We start from the raw sequence: 25,246 nt of genomic DNA, 5'->3' as shown, positions 1-25,246 counted from the left end.
TTTGCCCGCCGTGGGATTTTATGGCTTTGCGCAAGGCGCAAAGCCCGAATGCCGAGCGGCGAAGCCGCGAGGCAATCCTTTCCCAAAACGGCGAAAGTTGCGATTGGTGGGATATTCTAAACTTTGCTCGAAATTTCTTTGAACGAAACTGACGCTCCGCCCCGCCGCCGCTCGCTAACGCTCGCCACCCCGCAAAAAAGTTTTCTCTACATTTTTTATTTTGCGCGCGCCCGATTTTTTCTTCTAAAAGGAAAAGAAAACTTTTTCGCGGGGTTCTGCTCTTGGCGAGCAGGGCGGCGGGGCTTCGCTTCGGCTCGGGCGCGGCGGAATTCCCCCCACACCCCCCTTCCGCCGCGCCCTCGCTTCCGACGGCGATTTTTTCGGCGGGCTTTTTTTTCTTTTCCTTGTCCCACCCTCCCGACGCGGAAAAGATTGAAGAACTCCCTTTTTTCTTTACTATTTCCAAATATTTTGGTAATATTATATTGTGGTTCAGAAGTTCTAGCATAATTCAATTATACCACAATTTAATATTACTATTCAAATATGGTAGAGTCAAGCAAAATAAAACGATTGAGGGAAAAACTGGGCTTGTCGCAAGAAAAACTGGCCCGGCTTGCCGATGTTTCCAATAATACGATAATCAACATTGAAGCGGGCAAGCAACAAAACCCGACTGTTGATACAATCAAGAAAATCGCAAAGGCGTTAGATGTCCCGATTGAGGATTTAATCAAATGAGTATGGCCACCGCACAAAAAAATAACTTAAAATTTGTGGATTTCTGTGCTGGAATTGGCGCGGGGCGTCTTGGACTTCAAAACCTTGGCTTAAGTTGTGTCGGATTTTCGGAAATTGATAAATACGCCGAGCGAACATACCGAGAATTTTTCGGACAGGAAGAAAAAAATCATGGCGATTTGATGAAAATAAACGCAAATGATTTACCGGATTTTGATTTAATGATTGCCGGTTTCCCTTGTCAATCGTTTTCCGTTATCGGTCAGAGAAAAGGAATGAACGACCATAGAGGGCAAATAATTTACGGCTTGATTAAAATAATGAACGCCAAAAATTTGCCTTATTTTATTTTGGAAAATGTAAAAGGTTTAGTAAATCATGAGGGCGGAAAAACTTTGAAAGTCATTTTGGAAGAATTAGACAAAGCGGGATACAAAGTTTATCACCGAGTTTTGAATAGTTTGGATTATGGAGTTCCGCAAATGCGCGAAAGAATTTATTTTGTCGGAATAAGAAAAGACCTTGTGAACGGTAATAATTTTGAATGGCCAAAACCAGTTTTTCCGCCCGATGTTCAAGAATACTTAATTGACAACGGCGAAATGGAGTTTAACGAAAAAAAGAGAGCTTACGAAACATTTTTGAAATATCTAGACAATAAATACAACAAAGGATTATTCAAAATTGAAAAACTGCTCAAAGAGGATTATCTGGTTTTGGACACCCGCCAATCAGATTTAAGATTGTACAAAAACAAAGTGCCAACTTTAAGAACGGGACGGCACGGCGTTTTGTATGTTAGAGGCGGAAAATTTAGGAGATTATCGGGTTTTGAATCTTTGTTATTGCAGGGATTTCCAAAAAATTTGAGCGAAAAAACAAAAGGCAAAATCGCCGATGTTTATTTGTTGAGCCAAGCCGGAAACGCTATGACGGTTAGCACGATTGAAGCGATTGGAAAAAGTTTGCTTAATTATACAAACCATTATGAATAAAAAAGATTTAATCAAATGGGGTTCGGAAACCGCAAAAGGCGGATTTAGAAACGAGGACGATATTGTCCGAAAATTTAACGATTGGAAAAATGATATAGACGCTCAAAAATGGTTGGCGATAATGGGCTATCCGATAAAAGAAATTAATAAAGTGGAAGCGATGAAATTGCACGGATACAAAACCGATGTTCAGGTTCAAATAACGATTTATCTCAAAAAAGCGATTGCCGCCGAAAATTTGTCTGTAAAATTAGTCAGCAATCCGCAGGGATTTAACCAAATAGATAAAAGGTGGGTAGATAAGTATGTTGAGATGTGGGAAATTCCGGCGGACATAACCAAAATTTTGAAAACTTTTACAGGCGAAATAGCGCCAACAAAATCAAAATTAAAAGACAGACGAAGAATGTTTTTGAACGAAATGAGCGAAAGCGATCAAAAGAAAATTATTGATTATTTCACCAAAAACAAAATTTTGGTCGTTTCCGATATTTTGAAAGGCAGAGGCAAATTTTCGGCGGGCTGGATGTTAGTCGCTTTGGTCGCCAACGGCGAAAGCAGTTGGATTTTGAAATCAATAAATCACGCCATGAATGTTTTTGCCGACGGCCCGGTTAGAATTACAACGCAGGGCAGTTTGAAAATCGGAAAAATAACAATGCAAAGAAAAGGCGGAGACGCCGGGCGGGATTCGGCAAAAATGTTGCAGTTTAAGATTAACCCCGTTGAACTGTTCAGCAACTGATTATGTATGGACACAGTATCAAAACAAAAGCGAAGCGAAATAATGTCTCATGTCAAAAGCAAGGACAGCAAAATGGAGATATTGTTTCGCAAAGAATTGTGGAAAACCGGTTTGCGGTATCGCAAAAATTCTGGCAAGTATTTTGGAAAGCCGGATATTGTTTTGCCAAAATACAAAACAGCGATTTTTATTGATTCTTGTTTTTGGCACGGATGCAAAAAACATTGTCGTATTCCGTCCGTTCGCAAAAATTATTGGACGCAAAAAATAGAGAGGAATACGGAAAGAGACAAGGAAGTTTCAAGGCATTATAAAAAGCAAGGTTGGAAAATTTTTAGAATTTGGGAACACGATTTGCCTCGCAAAATTGAAAGTATCATTAAGCAGATATGAAAATTACAAAAATCACGATTGATAACTATAAAAGCATTAAGCATTTGGAATTTGAGCCGTCCACCGGCTTAAATGCTTTTATCGGGGCAAATAGTTCTGGCAAAAGCAATGTTTTTGACGCTATCAATTGGATTTTAGGACCAACATATCCGTCTTTTAATTCGGTTTGCAAAGAAGATCATTTTTTAGGTAAGGAAGAAAATCGTATAAAAATCAGATTGGAATTTGACGATGACCACAATCTTGAACTTAATGAATATAAAGAAGTTACTAATACCTATAGAAATGAAAAAGAAATTAAATCAGGGCTTTTTTATGATGACAATTCTTATAATTGCAAAGGAGACATAAGAGAGCAGTATTGTTCGGCGTATCTTGGCGTGGATAGAAAAATTCTTGATTATCTTCCTTCAAGCCGTTGGTCGCTTGTGGGTAGAATTTTACAAGAAATCAATAAAAAGTTTTCCGTTGAAACATATAAGCACAATAACGAAGTTAAAGCGAAAAAAGAATGGTTGAAGGATTGGCTGCAAGTAATAAGGGACAGATTGCTTTTTTCGGTTAAAGACGAGAGCGGACAAGAAGTGATGCATAAATTTTTGAATATTTTGCAAGAAGAAAGTGCGAAACAATTAAATCGACCGAAATCTGATTTTGTCGTTGATTTGAGCTTGTATGATCCGTGGAATTTTTACAAAACCTTGCAATTGATAGTTAAAGAGCAAGATATGGGTATGGAATTTCAAGCGTCTAATTTGGGAATGGGCGTTCAGGCCTCAATATCAATCGCTATTTTAAAAGCGTATTCGGAATTAAATTTGGCAAATAAAAGTCCGATATTCATTGACGAACCGGAATTATTTTTGCACCCCCAAGCACAAAGAAATTTTTACAAAATTTTGCGTGAATTGTCAGAGGATAAAAAAGATATAGATGGAAATATAATCAGGGAGGGAACGCAAGTTTTTTATACCACTCATTCGCCAAATTTTTTATCTGCTGGAAATTTCAATGAAATTTTTATCGTCAGAAAAACAAAAGATAAAGGAACATTTTTGAGATATGCCAAAGTTGGAGATTTTGTTAAAGATTTGAAAACGAGAAATAATATTGACTCATCGGAAGAAGATTTATTTTTACACTACAAAAACGCATACGAAAACACAGGCGACACTCAAAAAGCCAACGAGGGATTTTTCGCAAAGAAAATCATTTTGGTTGAAGGTCAATCGGAAACGCTTTTACTTCCTTACTTTTTTGATTTGGTCGGCTTTGATTTTATAAAAGAGGGTATCTCTATCGTTCGTTGCGGTAGTAAAAGCGAAATAGATCGTTTTTATCGCTTATATTCTGAATTTGGAATACCTTGCTATGTGATTTTTGACGGCGATAAACAGCTTGATAACACGAGCGAGAAACAGGAGAATATAAACAAAAACAAGGCAATTTTAGAATTGTTTGCCGAAAACGGAATAAATTATCCAGACGGCACACCGAAAGATAAGTATTTAGGTTTTGAAAAAGAATTTGAAAATAGTTTAGGGTTTGATACATCAAAAAAGGGTTTAGATTTATTCATTGAGGTAAAAAGAAGAATGAGCGAAAATTCAATCAGCGTGCCGTCTTGGGTGGAAACACTGAAAAACAAGATTAAAAATTTGCCAGAATCGGAGATTGAAAGTGTTTTGAGAATAAGCTAATATACTAGAAAAGCCCGCCGAAAAAATCGCCGTCGGAAGCGAGGGCGCGGCGGAAGGGGGGTGTGGGGGGAATTCCGCCGCGCCCGAGCCGAAGCGAAGCCCCGCCGCCCTGCTCGCCAAGAGCAGAACCCCGCGAAAAAGTTTTCTTTTCCTTTTAGAAGAAAAAATCGGGCGCGCGCAAAATAAAAAATGTAGAGAAAACTTTTTTGCGGGGTGGCGAGCGTTAGCGAGCGGCGGCGGGGCGGAGCGTCAGTTTCGTTCAAAGAAATTTCGAGCAAAGTTTAGAATATCCCACCACTTTTAAAAAGTCAACCTCGTTAAAAACTCGCGCGCGGCATGTTTCTAACGGGGTCAATAATTTCGTGGTCATCTCGCGGAGTTTATCAAATTAAAGGAAATTTTCCAACAAAAACTGAATTTTTAATTACTCTTTAAAATAAAAAAGGATGGTTGAAATCCGTCAACCATCCCTGATTATTAGAGAACTGTTAGAGCAGTGGTGCACTAAGGGGTGCGCCAATTCTTAATATGCAGGGTGCATCATCTGTAGTGTAAAAAAGAATGCCGCCTTGCTCTTTCTTAACAGTGCTACTTTGTACATTGTGCAAAGTAAGTTCAACCGTGGTGCTTGCGCCTCCCTCTTCAGGAGCTTCACTGACTTTTATTTTCAGGAAAGTATCGTCACCTCTCTGTTCCTGCTTTTCAGTTTCCATCTTCAGCGGGGCATTTCTTAATTTACTTCTTTCCACGGGGTCATGGGCGTGTGCATTTGCAACCCTGATTCCTTCTGGAGAGCCACACGGCTCTTTTCGCCATACTTCTTCCTCTTCTTCGGAAAGCGGTCGCATCATTTCTGCGTATGTTTGCCCTCTCTCTTCCAAAGTGTGGTCACACTGTACTCTTCCGCAAACTGGGCATAAACTCATAAATCTTCCCTCCTTCTGTTGTTTCGCTAGCTCTACTTAATATGAGCTAGACATCTTATTTAAATATACTTTAGAATAAAAGTCAAGGATTTGTAATGGTTACTTTTTATACCCTGGATGTTTTCAATATATTGAACTATTACAACTATTTGATGATTTATTTGATATATGCTATATTAAGACACCTTAAAGAAAATAACTTTAAGGTGTCTTTAGGTTGATGATCTTTGCATTTTCTAAAAATGGGAGGTAAGGAAAATGATAGGTTGGGATGGAATCAGTAGACAATTTGTGAATTGTTATGCCCTTCAGGAACTTTTCTCTAAAGGACACTATCTTGTGAATTCTCCGCAAGAATTACAGTTGGAAACAGAGATTTCTAAATACACCGGCGCGGAAGCAAGCGCTGTCACTAATTGCGGTATGGCGGCGATTGGCGCGGTGGTGAACTTTTTAATTCAGCCGGGTGACTGCGTTCTGTTTTCTAAAGCGTTATATCCAGGGGCAATACGGTTTGCGGAAAATCTGGGGCAGAAAATAGATATGATAAAGGTTCATTTCATTGATCCTGCAGATGTCGTTTCGCTACAAGAGATGATAGAGCTGCAGCCGCGGTTCTATTTCTTTGAGATGATTGGTAATAGTCCGGGGATGCCGGTTGTGAACTATAAAGCCACTTTAGATATTTTGGTTAGCATGAACACCGTTGCGGTCGTGGACACCACCTTGATTCCTACTTTTCATCCCTTTTTCCAAGAAAACTGGAGTGTCAAAGTGATTGAGGTCGCCTCTTTGTCCAAGTGGGAATCAGAAGGCAAAGTTGCTGGCGGCAGAATTTCGGGTTCTGTGGATATAATCCAAGGCATCAAGAACTCTGATTACTATCGGCAGGTAGTAATGCAGCCGATTGTGGCGGAACAAATTGCGTTGCCGCGGCTGGAGCGGTATTTTTCCCTATACTGTGAAAACGCTATCAGTGCCGCTCAAATAATGGCTCGATATCCCAGTAAGGTTGAAGTATTTTATCCGGGTTTGGTGTCACACCCCGGCTACAATCTTGTCCATTCCCAGTTTGATGGTCTGGCTGGTGGCATTTTCTATGCTGCGATGAAAGGCGGGCAAGAGATGGCAATACAATTGGCAGATAAGTTGTGTGCTTTCGACCACTGGTCTATTACCCCTTCCTTTGGCGCTGAAGACTGGCGGATTTTACCACTAGGTGTTATTTCAGAGAATTATGACCCCGCGTTAATTCGTATCGCAGCGGGTCATTCTAAAGAAGGCGTGGATATTCTTGAGGATGTTCTTACGCAATTATAGTTATTTTTTTGCGTCGATTTATGGAGCTTATCGCGATGGGCTCCATTTTATTTCGGCGCTTTTTTTATTGACTTTTTAGAGAATTTGTTTTATTTTAAAGAGAATTACCATTAAACTTTGGGTTAGGAAATACATCGTCATTGCGAAGGACGAAGCAATCTCATAAATAAGTATAAATACTGCCTGATGAGATTGCCTGCCCGCTCAAATGCTTCGTTTCAGGCGAGGCGGGCGGGCTTGGTCGGGCTTGATGTCCTCCTTCTGGTGATAGATATTTAATTTATGTTTTGAAAAAAAATAATATGACTCATCACGTCTCTATTAGTTTAATCCGAGGGAAAGAATATTGGTTTAATACAGCGCAGAATCGGTGGTATAAAATGAAACCCCCTATCCGACCATCCTCGGCTGATTTAAAAATTTACAACCAATTTTTGCATAATGCGGTCAAAGGTCAAAAATCTCCCAAGGTTCTAATTTTAGGCGCCACACCCGAATTAAGGGATTTGGCGGCAAAATATACCAAAGAAGTGACGGTTGTGGATGTGAATTTAGAAATGATTTTAGCGATGACCAAGCTGATGCGGAAAAAGAATCCCAGTGAGATTTGGGTGAAGGCGAACTGGCTTTCCATGCCGCTTGCCCATAATTATTATGATGTGATTCTCGGTGATGGCGTAGTAAACAACGTGGCTTGGTCGGAAGTAAATATTTTTTGGAAACATTTAGCCCAAATTCTAAAACCCAATGGTAAATTTACCACCCGTATCCTTTTCTATATCCCGCCCAAAATTTCTTCAGGCATAGCTAGTGAAATTATGGAGCATATGTGGAAAAGAAGAGGACCTAACGCGGCAGACTGCGCGGAGATGCACATTGCGGCGCAGGTCTTGAGCTTTGATTTTAAAACAAAGACTACCCCCAATCCGAGTGAAAGACAGTATAATCAAATTTTCCAAAATCACCCTTGGGCGAAGAAAAATAAAACAAAAATCTATAAAGCAATTAAAAAGATTTATCCCGCGAGCAAAAAATCGTGGCGCGCTCTAACCCCGCGAGAGACAAGACGCGAAGTTTCTCCATTCTTTAAAATTATTATGCAAAAGTCTCCACCCCATTCTCTGTTTGATAAATTTTTTGCGGTTTATTATTTACAGAAAAAATAATATGCCTGCTCATCAAAAATATATTTTATCGGGAAATATCAAAAAAATCGCTCAAGATTGGCAGAAATGGCAAGGCACGACGATCCGGCCCCTTGCCGAGCACATTGCGATTTATGAAAAGCATTTCCGGAAATTAGCGCAGGGTAAAAAACCGCGGCTTTTAATTTTGGGCGCCACTCCTGAATTGCGTACCTTAGGTCATAAATACAAATTTGAAATCACTTGCGCGGATCGCAACTTGAATATATATTTAGCAATGAATCTTTTGACACGCGGTCAAGTGGAAAAGGAAATCTTCGTGAAAAACGATTGGCGTGATTTATCTTTAGAAAATGGTTATTATGATTTGGTGGCAGGGGATGATGTTTTAAATATGCTCTCTTGGCCAGAATGGGACTCTTTATTTGCAAAAGTGAGTTCTCTTTTGAAATCTAAAGGTTATTTTTCTACCCATCTTATTGTGAAGCATTGCGATGAATGGAATCGAGAAAAACTGGAAAATGTTTTTAAAAAGTATGAGCGAGGGGAAATTAAGAATCCGCAGGACTTTTTAGTCCAAGCCGCAGCGACAATGTGGAATCCGCGAACTTATGAGTTTTCCTGGCAGAAGTTTTTAAAGAAGGTTAAATATTTAAAAGATAGAAAGAAAATCAAAAGTGACTTCGGCATTTATGCTCGATATAAAAATTTTGCCGGGGTTTCAGTTCTACCGCCACAAAAAAAATTTGAAAAATTAGCGCGAAAATATTTCAAGATTATTTCTTGCGATTATGCCAAGCAATTTGAATATTGTAAGAGCGAGCCGGTGTATTTGTTGCAGAAAGTTTGACCAAAACGATTTAGACGTTACCAATAAAGGTCTCTAATTCCAGATCTTTTATCAATTTGAAAAGGAGGGGACGAGGATGTTTAGGTTCAGGAAAAAAACAGAAGAAAAAATAATTTCATTTAATACATATATAGAGACAGGTTTTAAACCTGTCTCTACTGCAGAATTGGAGGTATAATAAAGTAAAGTCAAATTTCTCTTCTCATAAAGGAAGATGAAACCACTAAATCTATGCAAACCCAAAAATATTCTTGGAAAAGTCTGGCGGAAGTTTGGAAGGATTTAAAGCCGCCGATGCGGCCATCAAGAGGCGAAATTAAAATTTATGAACGTTTCTTAAAACAAATAATCAAAAAATTGGGCAAAAAGCCTAAAGTTCTATTGTTTGGCGCCACTCCTGAATTACGAGATTTATTTGCCAAATATAATCTTAGTGTTACTATGGTTGACATTAATCCGGAAATGGTTTCGGCAATGGATAAGCTCACCACGCGCCAAAATCCCAAAGAAAAAAAAGTCTGGGGCGATTGGTTAGAATTCAGGGTAAAAGAAAAATTTGACCTCGCCTGCGGCGATCATCTTTTCTGTAATATACCTTTTTCTAAATATAATGCTTTTTTTGAAAATATTATAAGGCATCTTAATCCTGATGGATATTTTGTTATTAATGTGGTTTTAAGAGAAATCAAAGAAAAAATAGATTTTCCAAAATTCTTAGTCAAATATCGCAAGGATAAGAAGCTGCGCCAAGATAAAGAGGAAAAATGGTACTGGCTATATGCCTTGATGTTTAATAGTGATTTATATCATAAAAAGGACTATGGTCATTACTGGTTGTCTATTAATGAACTTTTAAATCAAGCCCGCGCGCGTAATATAGAAACTAGCGCTGAAGAAGTTGGCGCCATTGCCGATTACATTTTTTTCCCCCGCCGATATTTATATATTGTCCCGCCCCGTAAAATTTTTGAAAAGGCATTAAAGAAATATTTTAAAATCATAGATTCCGATATCAATAAAAAACATCCCGTATATAAATGCTATCGGATTTATTTTGCGCGAAAAAACTTATGAAGAAAATGATTCAGAAGAAAATCGCTGCTTGGGAAAAAGTCGCCGGCGAATATTGTAAAATTTTAGTGCCCAATCGTCCGAGCCCTGACGATTGTAAAAATTATGGCATTTTGATTGCCAAATTTTTAAAGAACAGAAAAAATTCTAAAATTATGGTGATGGGCGCGACACCGGAACTGCGTCGGATTTTATATACTTATGAAAGCTTGGCTGGCGCCAAAGTTTATTGCGTGGACATCAACCCCACGATGTATCGCGTGATGACGAATTTTTTAGCAAAAGGTCGCCATCCCCAAGAGAAGTTTTTCCCCCGCTCTTGGCTTGCCACTCAATTTCCTAAGCAACATTTTGATTTGGTTGTAGGCGATGAAGTGATTTGCAATGTGGACGCGAAATTGCACCCCCGGTTATTCCAAGAAATAAGCCGCATTTTAAAAAATGACGGCATATGGATTACACGGCATAATTTTTATTTACCCGAAACCAAAGAAAACAGTGTCAGTAAAATCTTGATAGATTTAGCAGTTAAAATAGAAAAAGGCGAATATTGTTTTCAGCTTGCGATGAATATTTTATATCTGCGTATGTTTTATTACAGCAGCGCCATGAAAAAAATTGACAACACAATGGCGAATCTTTTAAAAATTATGCGCAGAGAATGGGAAAAGAGTTTGAAAAATCATCAATATAGCCTCATTATTGAGGAACTCATCAATTTTTATGAAGACAATTTTGTCCCGATGGCTGCTGATTATCATTGGTCTGTTTTATCAGAAAAAGAAAGCGAGAGAGAATTAAAAGAATTTTTCACCATTGAAGGCAAGGTTTATTCTTCCGATCATCCTTTTGTGAAAAACGGGCCGATATATACATTAAAGAAGCGCACTTCCCCTGTTTTGAGCAAGGAGGGGTAAGAGACTCTTCCTCTGCCCTGCCTGCCCGCTATCGCTTCGCTTCAGGCGAAGCGGGCGGGGAGGGGGTGGGAGAAAAATCAATTTAAAACTATGGAACAAGAAAAATTTATAGAGCAAGAGCCTACTCCGAAATTTGAGGCACTAGAAAAACTATTTGGGGAAAATTTTAATCCCGAGAAGACAATTAAACTGGAAAAGGATTTAGACGAAGATAATGAGCTGCGCGAGCTCGGCAATTATGAATCTTATTGGACGGAATTTAGAAATCCAGATTCTGATGAGGTCGTGGAAGGCAAGGTTTACTTGCCCAAAGAGGGGGTAGCGAAGGATATTTTAATTATTAGTCCGGGATACAAAGGCGATTTTGCCATGCAGGAAGCAAAATATGCCGATGATTTTAGCCAAGATGGTCGCGCGGTGATCTTTTTGCGGCATAATGGTTTAAGGATAGAAGGCGAAGATGTAAAAAATTATATTCACTGCCCGGAAAAGCAAAAGGAAGCTTCCGAAAAAAAGCAAAAATACATTGGCAATGAGGAAAAATTTAGTTGGCATAAAGCGAATAGGGAAATTTTAACCGCGCTTAAGTCGTTAGGGAATAAGATTGACGATATCGGCAAAATAGATATTATTGGTCATTCTTGGGGCGGCAGTATTGCCGTTAATTCAATGGTGGAATTGCATAGGGATGCAAGCGAAGCGGCGAAAAAAATTGAGCAAAAAATTGACAATGTTATTTTAATGGGCGCAATGTTGGAAACGCGGTCAGAGGTATTTGAAAACTATCGTGAATTTTTTGAAAGCGAGGCGGGGAAAGATTATTTTAAAGGAATGGACGCGGAAGCGGTGATAAATGATTTAATTTCCGACGGAGAGGCAATAGGGAAAATGACCGCCAAGGATTTACCTCTAAATGTGCGTTTGGTTGGCGTGGAATCTGTAGCTGATGCCGACATTGATTTGCAGGGCGAAACCCTGCCGTTTTTTACAAGGATGAAAGAGCTAAATAGAAAAGGCAATATTGTTTTCAAGGATCTTAAAGAATTTGACATGCCGGAAAAAATCGGCGGCAGAGACACCGAGGTGCACGATTATCCTTTGGATCGGGTGAGAAGATGGATCGCAAAAATTATTGAGAGAAAATAATAATTATTTTAACTTTATGTCCAAAACCAATCAAATCTATAATCCAAAGTGGAACTCATATGTTGAACTATGGCGGGGAATCCAGCCACCTTGGCGGCCTAATCAAAATCAGCTTAATTTTTATTTGAAATATCTCAAAAAATATCTTATCAAACAGCCGAAACCCAAGGTGCTGATTTTTGGTTCTACACCGGAAACCAGAGATATCTGCGCTAAACTAAAATTAAACGTTACCTGTTTTGACGCTAATGAAGGGATGTATTATGGAATGAAAAAAATGATGCGACAAGACCCCAAAAAAGAAAAATTTATCCAAGGCAAATGGGAAAATACTGATCAATTCTTTCAGAAGGAAGAATTTGACATTATTTTTAGTGATGAAACTCAAGTGAATATGGTATTAAAGGATTGGAGAAAAAATTTTCGAGACATAAATATAATTTTGAAAAAAAATGGCTTTTATTTTTTTTCAACAATGGTTGCAAATTTAGATCAAAAAATTACTTTTGAAAAAGTCTTCAAAAAGTATCAATATAATCCAAAATTTTTTAGGAATTTTCAAAATCAAGTAGATATATTTTATTCCCTTCTCGCTAATTATTCTTTTAATTCGGAGGCCAGAGCCTATGCCTTTCATGACTTAAAAGAGAAATTGAAAGCTTATGCTTCCAGAAATCAAATAGAATCTAAAGTGCTAGGAAAAATTTGGCCCATTCAAGGAGATATTAAGAAAGAAATACTTGGTAGTTATATAGAGGTAGATCCGACAGTGGGTGAAATTTATGAATTATTATTCCCTTATTTCTATGTAGAAGATTTTTATATTGATTCATCTCATTCTGTTTATCGTTTAAGAAGAGATATGGTTTTAAGACCGAAAAAATAAGGTGAACCATATGAAAAAGCTATTTTTAAAGTAATTGGATTTATGAGATTTATTCTTCCTTTCCTTCAAATTACAAAAAAAGACATTGCTATTGCCGGCGGCAAGGGTGCTTCCCTAGGAGAAATGACAAAAGCAGGGTTTCCGATCCCCCCTGGTTTTGTCATTTTAGCTTCGGCCTTTGATAGCTTTTTAGAACAGACTGATCTTAACGTGGAAGTGGAAAGCGAACTCAAGAAAGCTGATCCGAAAAAGACCCATACCATAGATGATGCCTCGGAAGTGTTGCGTAGTTTAATCGGCAAATATCCAATGCCCCAAGGCATAGAAAAAAAAATCGCAATAGCTTTTAACAAACTGAAAGCTCGATATGTTGCCGTGCGTTCTTCCGCCACAGCCGAAGATTCTCGTGTTGCCTCTTGGGCTGGAGAATTGGAAAGTTACTTGGGGGTTCAGAAAAAAGAATTAATGGATGCGGTAAAAAAATGTTGGTCTTCTCTGTTTACGCCCCGCGCCATTTTCTATCGCATTGAGAAAAAAATAAACGGCAAAAAAGTTTCGGTAGCGGTTGTGATTCAAAAAATGGTGGAATCAGAAGTGGCGGGAGTCTGTTTTACCGTGCATCCCGTGACGGGCGATAGAAATCAGATGGTGATTGAGGCAAGCTGGGGGCTAGGAGAAGCAGTGGTGGGGGGCAAAGTGACGCCGGATTGTTATGTGGTGGATAAACAAAAAATGAAAATTATAGATATTACGGTCAATGAACAATTAATAGAAATAAAAAGGATAGGCGAAAAGACAAAAGAAATCAAAGTTTCTTTAAGCCGTGCCAGCAAACAATGTCTCCCTCTCCCTAAAATCATTGCACTTGCCCAAATTTGCAAAAAGATAGAAGCCCATTATGGCTTTCCTTGCGATATTGAATGGGCGGTAGAAAAGGATAAAATTTATATTGTGCAGAGCCGACCAATTACGACTTTGTGATTTGAACTATCTTGAATTCGAAATTCACTCCCCCTGCCCGAGGGGGAGATGCCTGCCCGCCATCGCTTCGCTTCAGGCGAGGCGGGCGGGCTTCGTCGTCCCTCGGCAAGCTCGGGACTCCTCGTAATGACGGTGTATTCCATAATTTAGGGTATAAATAAAAAATTATGAAAAGAGCAATATTTATTTTATCCTTGTTCTTAATAATGGCTTTTCTTTCAGGTTGCAAAAAAGAAGTGGAACAAAGAGTTGATGATTTGACAGGCGTGAGCACGGTCAGAACTGGTCAAGAAGCCGAAAAAGATTTAGCAATCGCGCAATGCAAAGAGTTGTTTCAAAGAGAAAATGCAGATGGTCGGGATATTTCGGAAGGCCCTTGCCTTTCCAACGAAATTATTCCAGACTGGGTTTGTGACACAGCGCATAATCCGCGGCAAGAGGTGGATAACAAATCTGAAAACCAATGTCCCGCCTTCCGCGAGGGCAAAGCGCATCATTTTGTGGAATTAGACCAAAATGGCGAGGTCGTCAAGACATATTAAGAGGAGGTGGAAAAGTGAAAATTTTATTGTCAGTTCTTTTTTATCTTTTTCTCGTTGGTACGCCCGCGTTTCTTGTGGGCTACCTCATAATAATACCTTTAGTGTCTAGAGTGAGACAGTATTGGCCTTTATTTAAATTGGATTTGGGCACCGCTTTAGATAGACTGCCTCGACCTTCTATAGAATGGTATGGCATTAAAGCCATCTTAGATTTATTCTCTGATGACGACGAAAGATAAATTTTTTTGTAAGCATCAACCAAGGTTTGACGCTTTTTATTTTGACGAAACTGTTTTTTTATTATAGGATAAAGTTATCCCATATCTCTTGGTTGCTATATGCAGGCATATCATTTATCTTGTGCCTGTATTTTGTCCTTTTAAAGAGGAGGTATATTATGCCAGAAGACAAATTAGTAATTTTGAGTGGCAATGCTTATCCAGAATTTGCCGATCAGGTCTGCACCTATTTGGGTATTCAGAGAACCCCTGTAACGATCAAACAGTTTTCTAATACTCAATATCTTGTGAAGGTTGATGAAACAGTGCGGGGGAAGGATGTATTTATTATTCAAACTGGCCATTCGCCCATAAAAGATTCCGCGAATCTTTTTGAGGAACTTGCCATGATTGCCTTTGCGACAAAAGACGCTGCCGCCGGCCCTAAACGGATCGCCGTGATGCCCTATATGCATTCGGTACGTAGTGACAAGAAAGATGAACCAAGAATAGCCACAGGGGTAAAGTATAAAATTATTGCTTTAGAAAGGGCTTGTGGAGTAAATGGTTTCCTGTCGATGCATTTGCATGATACCCATATTCGACATTATACGGATGATGCTAGTCTTGATGAACTTTATATCCCGCCGATTTTAGCAAAAAAGTTGAATGAGGATTTAGATATAGTTCATTATCCAAATGATTTTGTTTTGGTGGCGCCTGACGTGGGGATGTCTAAATTAGTGCGCAGGATAGCTCAAGCCATTGGAGTTGATCCCACTCAATGCACTGCCGTTATTGATAAAGAGCGGATCGGGCATAATGAGCAGACAGAATGCAAAACCATCATTGGTAGTGTGAAGGGACGAACAGCAATTCTTATTGATGACGAAGCTTTAGGCGGTGGAACGCTTGTTACTGATGGCGATGAGCTAGAAGAAGCGGGCGCTAAAGAGTTGTGTACTTTTTTCACCCATCCGATCCTTTCTGGTAATTCCTATGAAGTTCTCCAGAAAAGGTTTAATCGCATCTACACTACCAACACGGTACCTGTAGATAAAAAAAGAACTACGGATAAGTTTGTGATTATTGATGTCGCACCCTTATTTGCCGAAGCAATCCGAAGGATTCATTACGGCGAGTCTTTAAGCGAATTATCCGATAGTTTTATCAAAGATTATTAGTATTGGTACTAAGAAATATATGCTTTGCGCAGATTTTAGATCTGCGCTTTTTTTATTTAACATTATTTGACTTTTCAGATAATCTGGGCTATAATAATTTTGTCTTCTAGCAAGCCGGATGATCGCTCTGGTATGTTGATTTATTTAACATACTGGGGAGGAAAGTCCGAACACCAACCCCCTCACTTTATCAAAAGTGAGGGGCGAAAGCGGCAGTCGTTAACAGCGACCGGGAGCAGTGATATTTTAAGCTCTTAAGACTTGAAATATTACGAAGCCTAGGGAAAGTGGCACAGAAACAAAACCGCCCTTTTAACACCTCACTTGCGTTCAGTAAATTTTCAATTGAACAATTTTTTGGCTTCGCCAGATCTCGCATAGCGAGACAATTTTTATTAAATTAACAATTTCTAATTTTTAAACATTAGAAATTAAATCATTAAAAATTTAATAAAAATTAAGAATTAAAAATTAAAAATTACACCGAGCGTTAGCGAGGTGTTAGGGGTAAGGGTGAAAAGTGAGGGCCTAAAAATCCTCTCTGGCTTAAGGCGACTTAAAGCTAGTGCTAAACCCTGCCTGGTGCAAGTCTGCGCTCCGCGTTTTCTAAAGACGTGGGGAAGACGCTTGAGCGCGCTGGCAACAGCGCGCCTAGATAGATGGTCATCAAGGAGTGCCCTCGTGGCTCTCCAAACAGAATTCGGCTTATAGGCTTGCTTAAAGACAACTAAAAAGCGTAAAATATGAAGGGCAAAATTTTAGTTCGCGCTTTACGCTTTTCGCTTTCAACTGTTAGCTTACATTAATGAAAAAATCAGAACTTTTTTTTAGTTTTTTATTAGTCCCCGTGGATTTCGCGATGATTCTCCTCGCGGTTTTTTTCGCTTACCATTTAAGATTTTCAGAGAGTATTACGGAGATTAAGCCGGTTATTTACAACTTCTCCTTTCGTGAGTATATGTTCTGGAGTGGCGTTGCGGCATTAGTTTGTTTGGGAATTTTTGCTTTGACCGGACTTTATAATTTAAAAACCACGCGCGGCGGTTTGCGCGAGGCTTATCGGGTTTTTATAAGCATCTCTACGGCAATGATGGCGCTAATCGTTTTATTGTTTTTTCAGCGCGAACTCTTTTCTTCGCGCTTTATTTTTTTGGCTGTTTGGCTGCTCTCGGTTGTCTTTGTAATTTTGGGACGTTCTGTAATCCGCGCGGTTCAGAGGGTTTTATTAAAATATGGTTATGGCGTGCATCGTATCGCTTTAATCGGCAATGGCAATGCTGGCAAAATTCTAGCTGAAAAATATAAAAGGGAACCGCGTTTAGGCTATAAGATTATGACCCATATTTTAGCCGAGGACGATGTTATTAAAAAGCTGGATCTGGCACGCTTACGGCGCGGTGTGGATGAAGTGATCCAATGCAGCTTGGATTTGTCGCAAAGAGAGGTTTTAAAAATTGTGGATTATTGCGATGTGCATCATTTAGTTTATAAATATGTGCCAGATATGCTTGGCGCCCAAGTGACTAAATTAGATATTGAAACTGTTTCCGGTATTCCGATTGTGGAATTAAAAGATACCCCTCTGGACGGTTGGGGTCGGATTTTTAAACGCATTGCCGACATAGTTATTTCTGTAATTTTGATTATTTTGGCAAGTCCTGTTATGATTGCCACTGCGATAGCGATTAAGCTTGATTCAAAGGGACCAACATTTTTCTCCCATCTTGATAAAGGACAGCCCCTAAAGCGGGTTGGTCAGTACGGCAAATTGTTCCGTTATTTTAAATTTCGTTCTATGCGGCCAAAATGCGACAGTTTGCGTTACACAGTTTTAGCGAAGCATAATATACGCAAAGGCACGCCGATGGTTAAGATCAAAAATGATCCTCGTGTAACCCGCGTAGGCAGATTTATTAGACGGTTTTCCATTGATGAATTAGCAGAGTTTTTTTTAGTTTTCATTGGTAAAATGAGTCTAGTCGGTCCGCGGCCGCATCTGCCTGAAGAAGTGGCAAAATACAAAAAACACCACAAAAGGGTGTTAAAGATTAAGCCGGGGATTACAGGACTCGCCCAAATCTCGGGCAGAAGCGACTTGGATTTTGAAGAGGAGGTGCGGCTAGATACATACTATATTGAGAATTGGTCGCCGCGGTTAGATCTCTGGATTTTTCTAAAAACACCGATGGCAGTGCTGAAAAAGAGAAAGGCGGAATAATCCGCCGCAAAAAGGAGGTATATTTTGAGAGGGATAGACATTGATTGTGCGATAGGCGACAAAGAAGATGGTTTTAGTTATTGGTGCGATGTAACTATTGGTTGCAACGGAAGGCTAATGATGGTAGTAGGTATAATGGTTTGGGAAAAAAGAAGCGGCAAGACCATCGCCACATTCTATGGAGATGGTATAGAGTTTAGAGAGAATGAAATCGTTCTTACTAAATATGGAAAACTCTTAATAATTTTTCCCTTCAATCCCCAAACTGTTAGTTGTAAGGAGTGAAAAATGAAAATGAAAAGGTTTATAACGATTGTATTGTTAACTTTTGCAGTTTTGATTACTGGATGCGTGACACAAGATGAATCGGCTAAAGTGCTCGATAAAAACGGAAAGATATTAGTCGATTTAGACCACATCCGGAACTGTATAGGTAAAGAGGTTGTCATTGAATTTGAAGGTTCAGATGAAACTAGATTTGACTATGGGGTTCTATACCAAGTCATAAGAAGACAATCAGGAAAATTGGATTGCTACATTTGTGAACCAACAGGTAATAATGCTAACATCGAACTTTGGGATGCGCGCAGTATTAGACTGGTTTCTGTTTCCAATCCGCCACTGCAAATTGAAGTAATGAAATTACCAGAAAAAGGAGGCGAAAAATAAATGGGGGAAGCTGTCGTATCAAAAAAAGGATACATAACGGATATCTTGGGTATGAAAGTCATCCAAGATGGCTCATTTGTTAAAGAAATTGTTACAATAATCAAGTTTGTCGTAAGCGAGTTTTATACGCCAATTGTTATCAAATTTTATGGTTTCATTGATTCAGATGTATTCGATCGATCTATTGCATATTCCGGCAAAGCATCCTGTGGATCAGGCGGACGAAAAATAGTCCAATCCTTCAGTTACACAGGCAATAAGAGCCGGGAGGTAAAATTTGAAGCGATATTTCACGACCCGAATAACCAAGAAGAAATATCAGAAAAGGATCTTGAATCTTTATTATACACAGTTGATATCGGCTAAATAGGTTATATATTAAAGTATAACCTTTTTTATTTTAAAATATTTTTAACAAAATATGCGATCCTCTTGCGTTTTATGCTTTTAATTTTACTGCCGCCTCTTCGTCTAAAATCACGGTTAGATTCGGATGTTTCTGTAAAACCGAAGCCGGCACTTTCTCTGTAATTTGTCCCTGTAAAGCGCGCGCGATAATCTCCGCTTTGTGCGCGCCATTCACCAGCATCAAACATTCTTTGGCTTCCATAATGGTGCCAATACCCATTGTAATCGCTCGGCGGGGAACTTCATTCTTATTCTCAAAAAAACGGGCATTATCCTCAATGGTTACAGAATCTAAATTTACAATATGGGTGCGGGAGGCAAAAGAAGTGCCTGGCTCATTAAAACCAATATGCCCGTCGCGGCCAATGCCTAAAATTTGCAAATCAATGCCGCCGCGCTTCTTGATTTCATACTCGTATTGCTGGCAGGACTCTTCAATATTTTCCGCGATGCCTTTGGGAATAAAAACGTTTTCTTTTTTAATATTGATGTGTTTAAAAAGATTTTCCCGCATATAATAATTGTAGCTTTGGGGATGAGAAGGGGCTAGTCCCGCGTATTCATCCAAATTAAAAGTTGTCACTTCGCTGAAATCTAAACCTTCTTTTTGGTGCGTCCTAATTAATTCTTGGTATAAACCAAGGGGGGTGGAGCCTGTAGCCAAACCTAAAACCAAATTTGGCTTTGCCAAAATTTTTTGTTTAACAATTACTGTTGCTTGTTTACTTAGCTCCTCATAATTTTTTTTAATAATGATATACATAAATGAAAAATTAAAAACCATAATTTAAAATCTAAAATTATTTTTCCGTCGCGATGAATTTTGACCTTATATTTGATCTTTTTGAATTTTGCATTGTGATTTTTCATATTTCACTTTTCATTTTTAATTGATAAAACACCTCCATATATTTTGCAATCTTTTGATTCTTTGTGCCATATCCCCCCATTTTCTGTTCAGGCACAATCGCGGAGCGGAAAGAGGCTAAATTTTCCGCCGCCCGATCAAAAGCGGTGCGTTGAAGTTGGGAACGATGCGCTCGGATTGCCCGTATTTTTTTTGCCATTATCGCGGATGGAATTGTAAAAGCGCTATTAAAACAAGAAGCGCCAAAAAGGCTCCACACCGATTCATAAAAAAATAATTGTATCCTCTTGCCGCCTTTTATCTTTTCAAAAGCGGCAAGCGTAAGTTTCGCGGCAAGTTTGTGTCGGGGTTGTAAATCGTTTTTTTGAGGCAGAAAAATAATATCGGGTTGAATTTTTTGCAAATAAGAAGCAATTTTTTTAATATCTTTTCCGAGTATCAAGGAATCATTTTTTTCATAAGATCCCAAGCGCAAAAAGATAGGTTTCTTGAGTCCTAAAATTTTTGCCTCTTTTTGCATCTCTCTTTCGCGAATTTTTGTCCCTTGTTCAGGATTAACCTTTTCCACTCCCCTGTAACCTGCGTAAAATAAGACAGGGATAATTTTATTGCTAGGCGCTAAAATCGCCATCGTTCCTCCGCAGTTAACTGATAAATCGTCCGAGTGCGGAGAGATGGCGATAATTTTTTGTTTTGAGGGATATTTTTCTATTTTTGCAGGATGTGATTTATGAAAAGCTTCTTTGGAATATAGGTGAAATATTGCCATAATACAGCGGCTTCAAGGATTGGTATATATCTAGATTAAAGGGATGGGGAAAAGATGTCAAGAAGCATTATTCTTTACATATTTTGCCTAATTTACTATAATTAAAAATTCAATAATTGTAATCAATATGAAGGTAGCATTAGTTCATGACCATTTGGCTCAAGATGGCGGCGCGGAACGCGTTTTAACTATTTTTCACAAAATATATCCGGAGGCGCCGATTTTTGTGTTGGTTTACGATAAAAAAGGGGCAAATCGCGTTTTTAGAAAAACAAAAATAAAGACGTCTTTTATTCAAAAGATGCCTCTCGGACTTAAGCGATACCAATGGTATTTGCCTTTAATGCCTCTTGCTTTTGAAGAATTTAATTTATTTGATTATGATTTAGTTATCTCCTCGGCTTCCGCTTTTGCCAAGGGAGTGATTATCCGACCTGAAACCCTGCATATTTGTTATTGCCATACTCCTACCCGCTATCTCTGGAGCGATACCCATAGTTACACTAAAGAATTGAAATATAATAAAATTATTAAAAAGTTTATCCCCCTTACCTTGCATAAGATTCGCCTTTGGGATTATTTGGCAAGCAGGCGCGTGGATTATTTTATCGCGAATTCCGAAAATATCGCTCGGAAGATTAAAAAATATTATCGGCGCGAGGCGGAAGTGATTTATGCTCCCGTGGAGTTAAAAAAGTTCCATTTAAGCGCTAAGATCGGCAATTATTTTTTAACCGGAGGAAGATTAGTCGCTTACAAAAAATTTGATTTAACCATTCAAACTTTTAATAAATTAGGCTGGCCTTTAAAAATCTTTGGCGTCGGGTCAGAATTCAAATCATTGAAGAAAATAGCGCGGCCGAATATTGAATTCTTGGGCAAAGTGTCTGATACCAAACTAGCGGAGGTCTATTCTCATTCTCGCGCCTTCATTTTTCCTCAAGAAGAGGACTTAGGGATTACCGCTTTGGAAAGCATGGCTAGCGGCAGGCCGGTGATTGCTTATGGTCGCGGAGGCGCTTTAGAAACCGTGATCCCTGATAAAACAGGAATTTTATTTCCGGAACAAACAGTAGAGAGCTTAGCGGAAGCTATTAAAAGTTTTGACCCTAAAAATTTTAATGCCAAGAAAATTAGGGAATATGTCGCGCAGTTTGATGTCGCGCTTTTTGAAAAGAAGATAAAAGAATTTATCGCGAAAGCATTGGCAGAATATCACCAAAAAAAATCTCCCCTTGAACTTCCCCTTAAAGATGTATCCTCAAAACAAGTTAGACCATTAATGGTGTAGATAATTTGTATTTGGTAGTTGATAATTTAATTAAAGAATAAATTACCGATTACTAATTACTGATTACCAATTACTAAATTATGGATTTCAAAAAATTTCTTCAAATTTTATGGCATGAAAAAAGTATTATCGCGGGGGTGATAATTTTAGTTATGGTCGTCACTCTTTTTTTCGGTTTATTTCAACCCCCTGTTTATCGGACTTACCTGGATGTAGAGGTAAAAAGAGCGAATCGACCCCCCGCGCAAGACTATCAGTATGATGAATATTACGCTATTCAAGCCGCGAATTTGGTTACCGATACAATTCAAAGTTGGTTGAGAAATAAAAATTTTAGCCGGCAAGTTTTTATTGAGGCCGGCTTTTCCGAAGATCAGTATGGAGAATGGAATAATTTCATTGCAAGCCGGAAGTTGTCCTCCCAAAATTTAGAATTAAAAATAACCGCTGACAATAAAAAAACTGCCTTGCAACTTGCCAAGATTATCAAAACGGTGATTGAAAGCAGGGTCGCTCGTTTAAATTTAGATCCGGAGGGGCAATCTGCTTTTATAGCGGATATCCAGGTCGGTTCTGTGGAGCAAGAGATGGTTAACTTTCTTTTTCTATTCCTAGCTTCGGCGGGCGGCGGTTTACTTTTAGGCGTTTTTCTGGCTTTAGTTTTCTTTTATTGGGAAAAATAAATCCGTTGTTCAATTACTTGATTACTTCAGAATTAGCTTGTCTTAGATTTTGTAATAATCAAAGAACAATAGAACAATCGAACAATCGATATGGTTATTGGCGTTGATTTAAGACCAATAAATACGGGCGAAAAATCAGGTGTGGAAGAATATACGATTAATCTTCTCTCCCACCTGTTTTTTATTGACAAAAAAAATCAATATAAACTCTTTCTTAATTCCTTTAGCGCACCGAAGTTGAATTTTAAAAAATTAGAGCTTCTTCCGAATGTCAAATTGTATTTTTTCTCTTATCCTAATAAAATATTGAATTCCGCCTTTGTGTTTTTAAAATACCCTCGGGCGGATGAAATGCTGAAAGGCATTGATTTATTCTTTAGTCCCAATCTTATTTTTACTAACCTTTCTCCCCAATGCAAACAAATCGTCACTTTTCATGACTTGTCGTTTGAGCGGCATCCGGAATTTTTTTCTTGGAAAAGAAGGCTTTGGCATCAATTTGTTTTGCCGCGCTCTGCCGCTCAAAGGGCGGCGGGTATTATTGCCGTTTCTTCCTCCACTCGTTTTGATTTGGAAAAGCTATACAAAATACCTCGCCGTAAAATAAGAGTAATCCATTCTGGTATTTTAAAAAGATTCAAACCACGGAGCAGAAATCACCCTTTCGTAGTTTCCGTACGGCAGAAGTATAATTTGCCCCCTCATTTTATTTTATATCTAGGTACGCTTGAACCGCGCAAGAATCTTGAGGGTTTAATTCTAGCCTTTAATGAGTTTAAGCGGCGCTATAAAACCCAGTATAAACTGGTCATTGCCGGTCGGCCGGGTTGGATGTATCGCAATATTTATAAGTTAGCTGGCAAATCTCCCTTCAGTCGTGATATAATGTTTATAGGATTTATTAGCGTGCAACATAAACCGTATCTTTATAATCTAGCGGATCTTTTTGTATATCCATCATTTTATGAAGGCTTCGGTTTTCCACCCTTGGAAGCGATGGCTTCGGGCGTGCCCGTATTGAGTTCAAATATTTCTTCTCTGCCCGAAGTGATAGGGGAAGCGGGTATTTTAATTGATCCTTATAATGTTAATGAAATTAGTGAGGGGATAAAATTTGTTTTATTTAATTCTCGTCTGAAAGATAGATTAATCAAAAAAGGTATCACAAGAGCGGCGGAATTTTCTTGGTCGGAATGCGCCCGCGCCACACTTTCTTTTTTTGAAGAAGTAAGCCCCGTTGGAAAGCAAGATTCTCTAACGGGGTAAACCAAGTAAACATATGACCATAGGTATTGACGCGAGAATGTATGGCGCTAAGCAGACGGGTATTGGCAATTATATTCGCAATTTAACAGATTGTCTCTTTGCCCTTGATCAAAAGAATCGCTATATCATTTTTCTTTTAGAGCCTGAATTTTCTTCCTATGAGCCTCCATCGTCTCGGGTCAGTAAAGTGAAAGTCAAAGCTTCATGGTATACTTTCTCCGAACAATTTTCTTTGCCTCGAGATTTAAATAGATATTCTGTGGATTTAATGCATTTTCCTCATTTTAATGCCCCTGTCCTTTATCGCAAGAAATATATCCTCACCGTCCATGATATTACCCAAAAGTATTTTCCAGGACTGGATTTTCTCAGCGCCTTGTTGCGCAAGCAGGCTTACGAATTAATTTTTGCCCACAATGTTAACTATGCCAAGAAAGTAATCAGCGTGTCTCGTTATACCAAGAACGATATTTTAAAAAATTTTTCCGTGGATGCAGACAAAATTCAGGTTATTTACGAAGGGATTGACTCTCGCTTTACCCCGTTAGAAAAAATCCATCCCCTTAGAAATAAATTTTTAACAGGGTTTAGTGAAAAGGGTAGGAAAGAAGCTGCCGCGACCCTAAAAAATAAATATAATTTAGACAGCCCTTTTATCTTATATGTTGGTGTACTGCGAGAACATAAAAACGTGGTTGGACTAATTTACGCTTTCAATTCGCTCTTGCAAAGATATCACTTGGATTGCAAATTAGTTCTCGTGGGTAATCCGGACCCGCGTTATCCAAAGATTCAGGAGACAATCCAAAAACTAAAATTGAACAAAAGAATTGTTCAAGTGGGTTTCGTTCCGGAGGAAGAGCTGGTTTCATTCTATCAAGCGGCAAGTGTTCTAGTTTTGCCTTCTTTTCGCGAAGGATTTGGCTTTACTCCTCTGGAAGCGATGGCCTCTGGCACCCCCGTCGCTTCCTCTAAAAGCACTTCCCTGCCGGAGATTTTAGGTGGTGCCGCTCTCTATTTCGACCCTTATAAGATTCCAGAAATGGCGGCAGCGATCCTGAAAATTTTAAACAACCGTGCGTTAAAAGACGATTTAATTAAAAAAGGGCGCGAAAGGATAAAGATGTTCTCTTGGGAAAAATGCGCGAGAGAAACCCTAGACCTTTATAATACCGTACTGGATGAATCATAAAAAGAAGTCCCCATTTTTCAGCTACCATCGGAATAAAAAGACCTTCGGGAAAATAAGAAACTTCTCCGCGAGCCTAGGTTTACGGAGGGTATTCCTCCCTGAAAAGCGCAGGATAAACCCCG

General features: G+C 38.9%; 28 protein-coding genes and 1 other RNA gene. 25 read left to right on the top strand and 4 right to left on the bottom strand.

Features of this window, described 5'->3' with window-relative positions:
* Positions 1-508, bottom strand: a 508-nt coding sequence (locus PHW01_05370) for a hypothetical protein (protein MDD5627406.1), incomplete at its 3' end; no start/stop codon positions are given.
* A gap of 38 nt (positions 509-546) precedes the next feature.
* On the opposite strand from PHW01_05370, the gene PHW01_05365 reads away from it, so the two are divergent.
* Genes PHW01_05365 through PHW01_05345 form a run of 5 tightly spaced genes read left to right on the top strand, consistent with a single transcriptional unit; the run spans position 547 to position 4,574 of the window.
* The gene (locus PHW01_05365; GenBank protein MDD5627405.1) at positions 547-741 is read left to right on the top strand and encodes a helix-turn-helix transcriptional regulator; all 195 of its coding nucleotides are present in this window, start codon (positions 547-549) and stop codon (positions 739-741) included.
* Positions 742-743: 2 nt separating this feature from the next.
* A complete protein-coding gene (gene dcm / locus PHW01_05360) occupies positions 744-1,736 on the top strand; it encodes a DNA (cytosine-5-)-methyltransferase (GenBank protein ID MDD5627404.1) in 993 nt (330 codons plus the stop codon).
* Positions 1,729-2,481, top strand: a complete 753-nt coding sequence (locus PHW01_05355; protein ID MDD5627403.1) for a type II restriction endonuclease — start codon at positions 1,729-1,731, stop codon at positions 2,479-2,481. Before dcm ends, PHW01_05355 begins: the two co-directional genes overlap by 8 nt.
* 6 nt (positions 2,482-2,487) lie before the next feature.
* Positions 2,488-2,874 (top strand): very short patch repair endonuclease, encoded by a 387-nt coding sequence (locus PHW01_05350; GenBank protein MDD5627402.1) that lies wholly within the window; start codon positions 2,488-2,490, stop codon positions 2,872-2,874.
* Complete coding sequence (locus PHW01_05345) at positions 2,871-4,574, top strand: AAA family ATPase (GenBank protein ID MDD5627401.1); 1,704 nt, start codon at positions 2,871-2,873, stop codon at positions 4,572-4,574. The genes PHW01_05350 and PHW01_05345 overlap by 4 nt, the downstream gene beginning before the upstream one ends.
* A 488-nt stretch (positions 4,575-5,062) precedes the next feature.
* Here the strand turns inward: PHW01_05345 and PHW01_05340 are convergent, their stop codons facing one another.
* Positions 5,063-5,500 (bottom strand): hypothetical protein, encoded by a 438-nt coding sequence (locus PHW01_05340; GenBank protein ID MDD5627400.1) that lies wholly within the window; start codon positions 5,498-5,500, stop codon positions 5,063-5,065.
* 258 nt (positions 5,501-5,758) lie between these two features.
* Here PHW01_05340 and PHW01_05335 point away from each other — a divergent pair, with 258 nt between their 5' ends.
* From PHW01_05335 to PHW01_05260, 16 genes are all read left to right on the top strand, one after another.
* The gene (locus tag PHW01_05335; protein ID MDD5627399.1) at positions 5,759-6,820 is read left to right on the top strand and encodes a PLP-dependent transferase; all 1,062 of its coding nucleotides are present in this window, start codon (positions 5,759-5,761) and stop codon (positions 6,818-6,820) included.
* A gap of 302 nt (positions 6,821-7,122) precedes the next feature.
* The gene (locus tag PHW01_05330) at positions 7,123-7,986 is read left to right on the top strand and encodes a class I SAM-dependent methyltransferase (protein ID MDD5627398.1); all 864 of its coding nucleotides are present in this window, start codon (positions 7,123-7,125) and stop codon (positions 7,984-7,986) included.
* Position 7,987: 1 nt separating this feature from the next.
* Positions 7,988-8,815, top strand: coding sequence for a class I SAM-dependent methyltransferase (locus tag PHW01_05325; protein ID MDD5627397.1), 828 nt, complete (start codon positions 7,988-7,990; stop codon positions 8,813-8,815).
* A gap of 231 nt (positions 8,816-9,046) precedes the next feature.
* Complete coding sequence (locus PHW01_05320) at positions 9,047-9,889, top strand: class I SAM-dependent methyltransferase (protein ID MDD5627396.1); 843 nt, start codon at positions 9,047-9,049, stop codon at positions 9,887-9,889.
* Positions 9,886-10,803 (top strand): class I SAM-dependent methyltransferase, encoded by a 918-nt coding sequence (locus PHW01_05315; protein ID MDD5627395.1) that lies wholly within the window; start codon positions 9,886-9,888, stop codon positions 10,801-10,803. The genes PHW01_05320 and PHW01_05315 overlap by 4 nt, the downstream gene beginning before the upstream one ends.
* Before the next feature lie 90 nt (positions 10,804-10,893).
* Complete coding sequence (locus tag PHW01_05310) at positions 10,894-11,949, top strand: alpha/beta hydrolase (GenBank protein ID MDD5627394.1); 1,056 nt, start codon at positions 10,894-10,896, stop codon at positions 11,947-11,949.
* A 16-nt stretch (positions 11,950-11,965) separates the two neighbouring features.
* Complete coding sequence (locus PHW01_05305) at positions 11,966-12,835, top strand: class I SAM-dependent methyltransferase (GenBank protein ID MDD5627393.1); 870 nt, start codon at positions 11,966-11,968, stop codon at positions 12,833-12,835.
* Positions 12,836-12,877: 42 nt separating this feature from the next.
* A complete protein-coding gene (locus tag PHW01_05300) occupies positions 12,878-13,816 on the top strand; it encodes a PEP/pyruvate-binding domain-containing protein (protein ID MDD5627392.1) in 939 nt (312 codons plus the stop codon).
* Positions 13,817-13,983: 167 nt separating this feature from the next.
* The gene (locus tag PHW01_05295) at positions 13,984-14,358 is read left to right on the top strand and encodes a hypothetical protein (protein MDD5627391.1); all 375 of its coding nucleotides are present in this window, start codon (positions 13,984-13,986) and stop codon (positions 14,356-14,358) included.
* A gap of 14 nt (positions 14,359-14,372) precedes the next feature.
* Positions 14,373-14,597, top strand: a complete 225-nt coding sequence (locus PHW01_05290) for a hypothetical protein (protein ID MDD5627390.1) — start codon at positions 14,373-14,375, stop codon at positions 14,595-14,597.
* 158 nt (positions 14,598-14,755) lie between these two features.
* On the top strand, positions 14,756-15,760 hold the full coding sequence (prs, locus tag PHW01_05285) for a ribose-phosphate diphosphokinase (protein MDD5627389.1): 1,005 nt from the start codon (positions 14,756-14,758) through the stop codon (positions 15,758-15,760).
* Between the two features lie 106 nt (positions 15,761-15,866).
* Positions 15,867-16,484: RNase P RNA component class A (rnpB, locus tag PHW01_05280), an RNA gene on the top strand.
* 81 nt (positions 16,485-16,565) lie between these two features.
* Entirely contained in the window at positions 16,566-17,978 is a 1,413-nt protein-coding gene (locus PHW01_05275; GenBank protein MDD5627388.1) for a sugar transferase, read from the top strand.
* A gap of 24 nt (positions 17,979-18,002) precedes the next feature.
* The gene (locus PHW01_05270) at positions 18,003-18,263 is read left to right on the top strand and encodes a hypothetical protein (GenBank protein ID MDD5627387.1); all 261 of its coding nucleotides are present in this window, start codon (positions 18,003-18,005) and stop codon (positions 18,261-18,263) included.
* Positions 18,264-18,272: 9 nt separating this feature from the next.
* The gene (locus PHW01_05265; GenBank protein ID MDD5627386.1) at positions 18,273-18,647 is read left to right on the top strand and encodes a hypothetical protein; all 375 of its coding nucleotides are present in this window, start codon (positions 18,273-18,275) and stop codon (positions 18,645-18,647) included.
* Positions 18,648-19,013, top strand: coding sequence for a hypothetical protein (locus PHW01_05260; protein MDD5627385.1), 366 nt, complete (start codon positions 18,648-18,650; stop codon positions 19,011-19,013).
* Between the two features lie 73 nt (positions 19,014-19,086).
* Here PHW01_05260 and nagB read toward each other — a convergent pair whose 3' ends face one another.
* Positions 19,087-19,818 carry a glucosamine-6-phosphate deaminase gene (nagB, locus tag PHW01_05255; GenBank protein ID MDD5627384.1) on the bottom strand — a complete coding sequence of 244 codons (732 nt, stop codon included), beginning with the start codon at positions 19,816-19,818 and terminating at the stop codon, positions 19,087-19,089.
* A 103-nt stretch (positions 19,819-19,921) separates the two neighbouring features.
* Positions 19,922-20,692 carry a PIG-L family deacetylase gene (locus tag PHW01_05250; GenBank protein MDD5627383.1) on the bottom strand — a complete coding sequence of 257 codons (771 nt, stop codon included), beginning with the start codon at positions 20,690-20,692 and terminating at the stop codon, positions 19,922-19,924.
* 127 nt (positions 20,693-20,819) lie between these two features.
* On the opposite strand from PHW01_05250, the gene PHW01_05245 reads away from it, so the two are divergent.
* The 4 genes from PHW01_05245 to PHW01_05230 all read left to right on the top strand — a co-directional run bounded on the left by PHW01_05245 (position 20,820) and on the right by PHW01_05230 (position 25,124).
* Positions 20,820-21,983 (top strand): glycosyltransferase, encoded by a 1,164-nt coding sequence (locus tag PHW01_05245; protein ID MDD5627382.1) that lies wholly within the window; start codon positions 20,820-20,822, stop codon positions 21,981-21,983.
* An 80-nt stretch (positions 21,984-22,063) separates the two neighbouring features.
* Entirely contained in the window at positions 22,064-22,666 is a 603-nt protein-coding gene (locus tag PHW01_05240; protein MDD5627381.1) for a Wzz/FepE/Etk N-terminal domain-containing protein, read from the top strand.
* Between the two features lie 90 nt (positions 22,667-22,756).
* A complete protein-coding gene (locus tag PHW01_05235) occupies positions 22,757-23,932 on the top strand; it encodes a glycosyltransferase family 1 protein (GenBank protein ID MDD5627380.1) in 1,176 nt (391 codons plus the stop codon).
* Positions 23,933-23,945: 13 nt separating this feature from the next.
* Positions 23,946-25,124 carry a glycosyltransferase family 1 protein gene (locus PHW01_05230; protein MDD5627379.1) on the top strand — a complete coding sequence of 393 codons (1,179 nt, stop codon included), beginning with the start codon at positions 23,946-23,948 and terminating at the stop codon, positions 25,122-25,124.
* Positions 25,125-25,246: the final 122 nt, after the last annotated feature.

This window comes from Patescibacteria group bacterium (assembly GCA_028717685.1).
Taxonomy (GTDB): domain Bacteria; phylum Patescibacteriota; class JAQUNI01; order JAQUNI01; family JAQUNI01; genus JAQUNI01.
The sequence above is the reverse complement of the archived record's forward strand: the minus strand, read 5'-3'. Positions and strand labels throughout refer to the sequence as shown.